At 69.3% G+C, this 8,527-nt stretch carries 6 protein-coding genes and 3 pseudogenes; 1 reads left to right on the top strand and 8 read right to left on the bottom strand.

Translation table 11 applies throughout. The features are described 5' to 3' along the window. The 6 genes and pseudogenes from CSW58_RS09690 to murC form a co-directional block, all read right to left on the bottom strand. Window positions 1-538 (bottom strand): annotated as a pseudogene (locus CSW58_RS09690) (cell division protein FtsA); the annotation flags it as partial. A 32-nt stretch (window positions 539-570) separates the two neighbouring features. Continuing rightward, the gene (locus tag CSW58_RS09685; RefSeq protein ID WP_099447143.1) at window positions 571-1,485 is read right to left on the bottom strand and encodes a cell division protein FtsQ/DivIB; all 915 of its coding nucleotides are present in this window, start codon (window positions 1,483-1,485) and stop codon (window positions 571-573) included. Further along, a pseudogene (locus CSW58_RS09680) lies at window positions 1,454-2,409 on the bottom strand (D-alanine--D-alanine ligase). Before CSW58_RS09680 ends, CSW58_RS09685 begins: the two are co-directional and overlap by 32 nt. A 181-nt stretch (window positions 2,410-2,590) precedes the next feature. Beyond that, window positions 2,591-3,988, bottom strand: coding sequence for a M20/M25/M40 family metallo-hydrolase (locus CSW58_RS09675; RefSeq protein WP_099447142.1), 1,398 nt, complete (start codon window positions 3,986-3,988; stop codon window positions 2,591-2,593). A gap of 99 nt (window positions 3,989-4,087) precedes the next feature. Next, window positions 4,088-4,996, bottom strand: a complete 909-nt coding sequence (gene murB, locus CSW58_RS09670) for a UDP-N-acetylmuramate dehydrogenase (protein WP_099447141.1) — start codon at window positions 4,994-4,996, stop codon at window positions 4,088-4,090. Between the two features lie 174 nt (window positions 4,997-5,170). Further along, window positions 5,171-6,592: a UDP-N-acetylmuramate--L-alanine ligase gene (gene murC, locus CSW58_RS09665; protein WP_099447140.1), complete on the bottom strand. Its 1,422-nt coding sequence runs from the start codon at window positions 6,590-6,592 to the stop codon at window positions 5,171-5,173. On the opposite strand from murC, the gene CSW58_RS09660 reads away from it, so the two are divergent. Next, a complete protein-coding gene (locus CSW58_RS09660) occupies window positions 6,591-7,100 on the top strand; it encodes a hypothetical protein (protein WP_099447139.1) in 510 nt (169 codons plus the stop codon). The two genes, murC and CSW58_RS09660, sit on opposite strands and share 2 nt — an antisense overlap. Window positions 7,101-7,116: 16 nt before the next feature. Here CSW58_RS09660 and CSW58_RS09655 read toward each other — a convergent pair whose 3' ends face one another. Continuing rightward, window positions 7,117-8,103 (bottom strand): ChaN family lipoprotein, encoded by a 987-nt coding sequence (locus CSW58_RS09655; RefSeq protein WP_161494595.1) that lies wholly within the window; start codon window positions 8,101-8,103, stop codon window positions 7,117-7,119. Window positions 8,104-8,405: 302 nt separating this feature from the next. Beyond that, window positions 8,406-8,527, bottom strand: a pseudogene (locus CSW58_RS09650) (UDP-N-acetylglucosamine--N-acetylmuramyl-(pentapeptide) pyrophosphoryl-undecaprenol N-acetylglucosamine transferase); the annotation flags it as partial.

Raw genomic sequence — 8,527 nt, 5'->3', positions numbered from 1 at the left:
CGAGACGACCAGCAGTTCCAGACCCAGGGCGCGGCCGAACATGGCGCGCGGGTCGCGGATGCCGCGTTGACCGTCCACCGACCAGGCGATCGGCAGCAGGTGGATCGGCTTGCGGCCGGGAATACGGACCTGGGCCAGGGCCGAGGCGATCGCCCGCGACAGGTCGTCGTCGCCGATCGGCCGGGCCCGAGCGACACCTGGGTCTGGACCCGATGGCTGGCCAACTGGCCGCCGGCGTGCAGATCGACACGCCCTGGACATTGGCCCCGGCCACGGTCTCGGCCCGCTCGACCGCCTGGGCGATGGCCTGGGCGGCCTCGTCCAGATTGACGATCGCCCCGCCGCGCACGCCGCGCGACTGCACATAGCCGACTCCGGCCGTGGTCAGGGTGCGGTTGTCGCGATGGATGCCGTCGGGCTTCATGATGAAGCAGGTGACCTTGGAGGCCCCGAGATCGACAGCGGCGACCGCCGGCTGACGCACGAGCGTCGCCTTCAAGCCGTCGCGGGCCTGTTTTCGATCATCAAGTCGAGACATCGTTATCGCCACTTCAAAGCCACATCATTTTCTCAAGCCCCGTCGGCCACGGGCTGCCCAAGCAGCGTCGTGTCGCGAGGCCTGACGGCCACCATGTCCGGATCACGCAGATCAATGCGCGCGAACCCGAGATCGAGGATTCTTTGCCGCTGGTCCAGCTGATCCAATTGAATCAGGGCGGATTCTTCGTCAATGGCCGGCAGCTGGATCAGCGAGCCATCTTTCAGGCGCAGATCCCAGCGGCGGTCATCGACCCGCACCAGAGCGTCGAGCCGATCGCGCAGACGGGGCCGCGCGGCGACGGCCGGCAGGATGTTGCCGGCGGCCTGGTCGGCCCCCTGCCCCACCACCAGCGGCAGGCCGGGGAAGCGGCTGGCGTCGGCCTCGCGGATGATGCGGCCTTCGGAGTCGATGACCCGCATGCGGCCGGCGTTCTGCCACACGGCCAGGGCGGGGCGTTCCTCGACGGCGATCATCACCGTGTCGGGCAGCAGGCGCACGATGCGGGCGGTCTTGACCCAGCCCACGGCCTCGACGCGGGCGCGCACGGCCTCCAGGTCCAGGCCCAGGGTCGGCTGGTCCTGATAGAGGCCCGAGGCGCGGATGATGTCGGCCTGCACCATCTGCGAGGCGCCCTGGAACTTCACGGTCTTGAGCTTGAAGCCCATGCCCGCGAACTCGCCGTCGACGCCGCGGCCAAAGGCCTGGGCCAGGCGTTCGACGCGATGGCCGGTGGCCAGGGTGATGATCAGTCCAAGCGCCAGGGCGGCGCCGGCGACCCCGAGGGCCAGGCGCGGCGAAACCCCTACACCACCGCGCGCGGCGTGCAGTTTCCCGACCGGCGGCGCGGGCTTGCGCGCGGCGGGGCGAGCCTTATTCGGACTTGCGGGCGCTTCGGCCCGGGGGCGCGTTGGCTTACGCGGTCCCCCCCGCACTACAGCGGGCATAAGCGTCCTCCACGATCCAGAACACTAAACGGTCAAACGAGACTCCGACGTGGTCCGCCTGCTCGGGAACGAGCGAAGTGGGTGTCATGCCAGGCTGCGTATTGACCTCTAGAAGGACCAGAAGGTCGTTAATGTCGTCATAACGGAAGTCGGATCGGGTCACACCTTGGCAACCAAGAGCAGTATGGGCGCGCTCGGCCATGCGCATGGCCCGCTCCCTTACAGCGTCCGGAATCGGGGCCGGCAGCACGTGAATCGAGCCGCCTTCGGCGTACTTGGCGTCGTAGTCATAGAAACCTGTGGACGAGCGGATGTCGGTCACGGCCAGGGCCCTGGGACCATTTGACTCACCCATCACGGCGACCGCCAGCTCCAGGCCGCGCACATAGGGCTCGACCATGACCTCCTCGCCATAGGTCCAGGCGGGACCGGCCAGGTCCTGCGGCGGGCGATTGGCGCCCTCGAACACCAGGAACACCCCGACCGACGAGCCCTCGGCGTTGGGCTTGACCACATAGGGCGGCGGCAGGACGTGGTCGCGGGCCACCTCGTGGCGATTGAACAGGCCGCCGCCGGGCACGATCACCCCGGCCGCCGCCAGCACCGCCTTGGCCTTGGCCTTGTCCATCGCCAGGGCCGAGGCCAGGACGCCCGAATGGGTGTAGGGCAGCTTCAGGGTCTCCAGCACGCCCTGCACGCAGCCGTCCTCGCCCCATTCGCCATGCAGGGCGTTGAACACCAGGTCCGGCGCGACCTTGGTCAGCACCTGGGCCACATCCTTGCCCGGATCGACGCGGGTGACCTTGGCCCCAGTCGCTCCAGCGCCCCGGCGCAGGCCTCGCCCGAGACCAGGCTGACCTCGCGCTCGGAGGACGGACCGCCCAGCAGGATGGCGATGTGGCGGCCGGAGAGGGGGAGGGTCATAGAGGGGGCTCTTGAAAGGCTGGAACAGGCGACTCCTAGTCAGCCCGCGCGTCTGTGCCAAATATTCCTTGTCATCCCGGCCGCAGCGCAGCGGAGAGCCGGGACCCAGGGGCCAGCGCCGTGCGGTCGCCCCTGGGTCCCGGACAGCCTCTGCGAGGCTTCCGGGATGACAAGATAGAGTTTAGTGCGCCGCCGCCGGAGCCGCCGGCTTCAGCGCCCGGAAGTCGATGTCGCTGTCGGCCACCAGGTAGAGGAAGCTGGTCCAGGCCGCGACGTTCTGGGCCAGTTGGATCGGATCCACCTTGTTGAGCGTGTCGTCCATGGTGTGGTGGTAGTCGAAGTAGCGGCTGGCGTCCTGGTTGAGGTTGATCACCGGCACGCCGGCCTCTTCAATGGCGCCGATATCGGCGCCGCCATGGGCAGCCGGCGCGCGGTCCAGATAGATCTTCAGAGGCATCAGCACCCGGGTCGCGGTCTTGATCACCGGATGCTCCAGCGATCCGGCCGGAACCTGCAGGCTGTAGATTCGGTCGGCGCCGCTGTCGCTCTCGCCGGCCAGGACGATCTTGCCCAGCGCGTCCTTGTGCGCGGCCAGATAGGCCTCGGACGAGCCGCCGCTTTCTTCCGAACCCCACATCACCACGCGGAGGGTGCGCTTGGGATGCTTGGGCAGGTCGCCGATCAGCTTGGCGGCCGCCGTGGTGATGGCGATGCCCGTGGCGTCGTCCAGGGCGCCGGTGCCGACGTCCCAGCTGTCGAGGTGGCCGCCGATGACGATCACCTCGTCCGGCTTTTCCGAGCCCTGGATGTCGCCCGAGATGTTCCAGGCCACGTCCTTGGCATCGAAGCTGGACTGCAGGTTCAGCTTGATGCGCAGCGGGCCCTTGGCGGCCAGGCGTTCCAGCTGCTCGGCTTCCGGCACCCCGATGGCGGCGGCGGGAATGGTCACCACGCCCTCGCCATTGGCGGTGCTGCCGGTGTGCGGCACCGAGGAATCCGAGGTCGAGATCGAGCGGATCAGCATGGCCACGGCGCCGCGCTTGGCCGCCTCGACCGGCCCGGCCCGGCGCGAAATGCCGGCCACGCCGTAGCCGGCCCCGTCCTGGGCCATGACCATCGGCTGGGTGATGACCACGATCTTGCCCTTCAGCGCGCCTTCCGGCGCGGCGATCATCTCGGCATAGGTCTTGAACAGCGCCACCTCGGCCTCGACGCCGCCGGCGGGGGTCGAGATGGTGCGGCCCAGGCCGACCGGGTTGAGGTTCATCTCATAGGGCGCCATCAGCCAGGCGCTCTCCTCGCCGCGCGTCCAGGACGGCTTGGCGAATTCCTCGACCTTGATGTTGGTGAAGCCCAACGCCTTGAACTTGGCCACGCCCCAGTCCTTGGCCTTTTCCATGGCCGGCGAGCCGACCAGGCGCGGGCCGATGCTGGTGGTCAGGTCCTCGGTGATGTCCCAGGCCAGGTGATCGCGCAGGGCCTTGTCGCGCAGGCCCTCGGCGATCTTGGCGTCTTGAGCGAAGGCGGTTCCGGCCAGCAGGGCGGATACGGCGGCGGCGGTCAGAAGGGTGCGGAACATGCGCGAGGATTCTCCCAGATTTGGGACAGTTTCATAGCACCGGTCGGCGCCGGGAATAGGCAACAACCGGATGAACTATCCGTAACCTTCCACCTGCCTCTAGGCGGGGCGCCCAATGCGCTTGATTTCCCAGTCCAGCTGAATCCCGGTCTTGGCCAGGACATCGGCGCGAACCGCGTCGCCCAGGCCTTCCAGATCGGCCGCCGTGGCCTCGCCCGTATTGATCAGGAAGTTGGAATGCAGGGGCGAGAACATCGCCCCGCCAAACGGCTTGCCGCGCCAGCCGGCCTCGTCGACCAGCTTCCACGACGAATGGCCCGGCGGGTTCTTGAAAGTCGAGCCGCCGGTCTTCTCGCGGATCGGCTGGGTGGTCTCGCGGCGGGCGGTGATTTCGGCCATGCGGTCGCGCACGTCGGCCGGATCGTCGGGCGTGCCCCGGAACATCGCCTGCACCCAGAACATGCTGTTGGGCGGTACTTCGGTATGCCGATAGGTGAAGCCGAAGTCTTCGTTGGTCCAGACCTTGATCTCGCCGGAGCGGTCATAGCCCCAGGCCCGGACCAGGATATCCTTGGTCTCGCGGCCATAGCAGCCGGCGTTCATGGTCAGGGCGCCGCCCACCGTTCCGGGGATGCCGACATAGAATTCCAGTCCGCCCAGCCCCGCCTTGGCCGCCGCCCGGGCGACCGAGGCGTCCAGCGCCGCCGGCCCGGCGATGATCAGGTTCTCCTCGAGATCGACCGTGACCTCGCCAAAGGCCCGTCCGGCGCAGCGGATGACCACGCCCTCTACGCCGCCGTCGCGGATGATGACGTTGGAGCCCACGCCCAGGGCCTGGACCGGCACCTCGGCCGGCAGGGCCTTGAGGAAGTCGCGCAGATCGTCGGCGTCGGCCGGCAGGAACAGCACCTCGGCCGGCCCGCCGACCCGGAACCAGGTGAACGGGCCCAGGGGTTCGTCCAGCAGCAGCTTGCCGCGCACGGCGGGGAGGTTGGCTTTCCAGGTCATGGGATGCCCTTTCCTTCTCCCCTTGCGGGAGAAGGTGTCGGCGAAGCCGACGGATGAGGGGTCGCGCCGGACGGTCCGGCGATGTCGTACGCGGTTGCTTCTGCCTTCAACCCCTCATCCGGCGCTGCGCGCCACCTTCTCCCGCAAGGGAGAAGGGATTCAGGGTCGCCTCGTTCACTTCGCCAGCGCTTCCAGCTGCCCCGGCAGGGCATAGGCCCAGGTGGTGATGTCGCCGGCCCCCAGCAGCACGACGAGGTCGCCGCTGGTGGCTTCGGCGGCGATCAGGCGCGGCAGGGCCGTGGGGTTTTCCAGGGCCAGGGCCCGGCGGTGGCCGAACTTCTTGAGGCCCTCGACCAGGTGGTCCTTGTCGACGCCCTCGATGGGGCTCTCGCCGGCCGTATAGACGTCGGCGACGATCACGGTGTCGGCGTCGTTGAAGCACGAGCTGAACTCGGTCATCAGGTCGCGCAGCCGGGTGAAGCGGTGCGGCTGGACCACGGCGATCACCTTGCCGTTCGGGGTCACGGCGCGGGCGGCCTTGAGCACGGCGGCGATCTCGACCGGGTGGTGGCCATAGTCGTCGACGACGCGCACGCCATTGGCGACGCCGGTGGTGGTGAAGCGGCGCTTGACCCCGCCGAAGCTGGCCAGACCCGCCCGGATGGCGTCGGCGTCGACGCCCAACTCGCGGGCCACGGCCACGGCGGCGGTGGCGTTGAGCACATTGTGGTGCCCGGCCATCGGCATCTTCAGCCCGTCATAGCGGACCTGTTCGCCGTTCAGGGGCGAGACGATGATGTCGAAGGTCGAGCCGTCGGGGCCCATCTCGATATTGGAAACCCGCACCTCGGCCTGGGGATTGACGCCATAGGTCACCAGCCGGCGGTTCTCGATCCGCGCGGTCAGGGCCTGGACTTCCGGATGGTCGGTGCAGACCGCCGCGAAGCCGTAGAAGGGGATGTTCTCGATGAAGTCCTGGAAGCCCTTCTTGACCGCGTCGAAGGTGCCCCAGTGGTCCAGGTGCTCGGCGTCGATATTGGTGACGATGGCCACGGTGGACTTCAGCTTGAGGAACGAGCCGTCGCTCTCGTCGGCCTCGACGACGATCCAGTCGCCCTCGCCGACCTTGGCGTTGGTGCCATAGGCGTTGATGATGCCGCCATTGACCACGGTCGGGTCCAGCGCGCCCGCGTCGAGCAGGGCGGCGACCATCGAGGTGGTGGTGGTCTTGCCGTGGGTGCCGCCCACGGCGATCGAGAACTGCAGCCGCATCAGCTCGGCCAGCATCTCGGCCCGGCGCACCAGCGGCAGACGCTTGTCGCGGCCGGCGACCATCTCGGGATTGTCGGCCTTGACCGCCGTCGAATAGACGATCGCCGAGGCGCCCTCGACATGGGCCGCGTCGTGGCCGACGAAGATCCGCGCCCCCAGCTTTTCCAGCCGCTCGGTGTTGGCGCTGGACTTGGCGTCGCTGCCCTGCACGGTGTAGCCGATGCGGATCATGATCTCGGCGATGCCGGACATGCCGATGCCGCCGATGCCGATGAAGTGCACGGGGCCGAGTTCGAAGGGTACGGGGCGTCGACGCTGGATCATGAAAAGCCGATTAGACCATTTGCGCCCGCTGCGAAACGCCCTGTTGGCCGCGATGTTGTGGACGGGCCCCGCCCGGACCCAGGCGCCCGCTCAGGCGCAGCTTGAGTTGCGCCTAGCCGATGTCGGCCGCTTCGCCGTCTTCGTCGACTGGGGCGGCGTCCAGCGGACCGGCGCCACCGCCCGGCTGCGCCTGTTGCAGGTGACCGAGGGCGGCTTCACGGCCGGGGCCCAGGCCTATTGGGGCGGCTGGCGGCATGAGGTGATCGACTGCCAGGCCCGGACCATCGCCCATGGTCCCTTCGCCAGCATCCGGGCCGGCGGCCAGGAGGGGCCCCTGACCGGCGATCCGCGCCCAGCCGTTCCGATCCCGCCGGGCGGGGCTGACGACGCCGTCGCCCGGGTGGTCTGCGACGGCTGGCGGCCCTTCGCCGCCGTCCCGGTCGCCACCAGCGTCGAGCAGGCCGTGGGCCTGGCCCGGCCGCTGATCGAGACCGGCGCCGAGCCCTGAGGGCCCGCCCAGGCGATCAGAGCGGGCTGTACTTGCAGGGATTGGACTGGCGCTTGGCCATCAGGCCCTTGACCCAGGCGCTGGTGTCCTCGCCGTCCACGAAGCTGGGCGGGTTGGGATAGAGCAGCTGCACCAGGGTGCCGTTGTCGAGGTCGGACGCCTTGAAGGCCGGGGCCCGGGGATCGGCGACCTCGAGCGGATCGATCACCGCGATCTTCAGGCCCGGATCGCGCAGCTTCAGCCGCTCGACCGTGCCCAGGAAGCCGGCGCTGTGGAAATTGCCGTTCAGGTGCAGCACCTTGGCCCCCGGATGGGCCTTGAGAGCCAGGAAGATCGACTCGGCCATGGTGTCGTCGCGGGCGGTCTGACCAGCCAGGCTGCGTTCGGCCTTCAGCAGGGCCTCGGGCGACTGGCTGGCCCCGCCGCCATGGGCCGCCGCCCCGGCCTGGAATTTCATGTATTTGCCGCGATAGGCCCCCGTCCCCGGGTTGAGGTCGCGCGCCACCCAGCCGCGCTCCTGCGGGGTGAAGCGGTCGAGGATCTCGTTACCCCACTGGCCGATACAGACCACGGCCCAGACCGGGGCCTCGGCCGCCACCACCGGCAGGCCGCGGGCGCGGGCGTACTCGACCAGAGGCCGGTACGAGGTCGGATAGTTGTCCCAGGCCCGCCCCTGGTCCTTCAGGGCGGTCTCGCCGATCTTGCCGGCCAGATAGGCGTCGACCACCGGCTGCACGTCGCGCTCGAACTGTTCCAGCGACAGGATGTATTGCGGATGGCGGGCGACCAGGGCCTGGAACAGCCGCTGCTGCTGCAGGTGCACCCCGGGGTGGCGATGGCTCTCGCCATAGAAGACCACGTCATAGGCCGACAGCTGCTCGGCCGCCGCGTCCAGGCCGACGACCCGCGGCTTGCCGGTGCGAGCGTCCCGCAGCACGAAGGCGGTGTCGTAGAAGTCGTCCAGGCCCCGGGTCAGCTGATAGTGATCGCCGACCGCCTTCACGCCCGCGCGGGCGCGGCCAGGGCCGACGAGGCGGTCAGGCTCACGGCCGCCAGGAGCGCCAGGGCCTGGCGGGTCCGGGACAGGGGCTGGGACGGGCTGGGCATGGGCGCTCTCGATGGCGGGGTCGAAACGGGCTTCCGCCGCGCGGGCGAACGGACCCCGCCAGTTGTCGCCAGTTCGCCCCGCTTGTCACCCGGACGGCGCGCGCGGGCGTGGTGGGGCGGCTCGTGGCGGCCTTCGACGGCGCGGCGGCTTGGGCTGGCCTCGTGGTCGATGGCGCTTCAGGCGCTATCGACGCCTGGCTACCGCGCCACCCGCTCCACCAGATCCGCCAGGTCCTCGGCCGCGTTGGGCTTGGCCACCGACCGGGCGCCGTCGGCCATGCGGGCCAGGCGCTCGGGGTTCTTGAGCAGGGCGTTGAGGG

Source organism: Caulobacter sp. B11, assembly GCF_002737765.1.
Classification (GTDB): domain Bacteria; phylum Pseudomonadota; class Alphaproteobacteria; order Caulobacterales; family Caulobacteraceae; genus Caulobacter.
The sequence above is the reverse complement of the archived record's forward strand: the minus strand, read 5'-3'. Positions and strand labels throughout refer to the sequence as shown.

Coding starts and splice junctions, on each gene's coding strand:
- CSW58_RS09685 (WP_099447143.1), bottom strand. CDS start 1,485: ATGCCCGCTGTAGTGCGGGGGGGACCGCGTAAGCCAACGCGCCCCCGG.
- CSW58_RS09675 (WP_099447142.1), bottom strand. CDS start 3,988: ATGTTCCGCACCCTTCTGACCGCCGCCGCCGTATCCGCCCTGCTGGCC.
- murB (WP_099447141.1), bottom strand. CDS start 4,996: ATGACCTGGAAAGCCAACCTCCCCGCCGTGCGCGGCAAGCTGCTGCTG.
- CSW58_RS09660 (WP_099447139.1), top strand. CDS start 6,591: ATGAAAAGCCGATTAGACCATTTGCGCCCGCTGCGAAACGCCCTGTTG.
- murC (WP_099447140.1), bottom strand. CDS start 6,592: ATGATCCAGCGTCGACGCCCCGTACCCTTCGAACTCGGCCCCGTGCAC.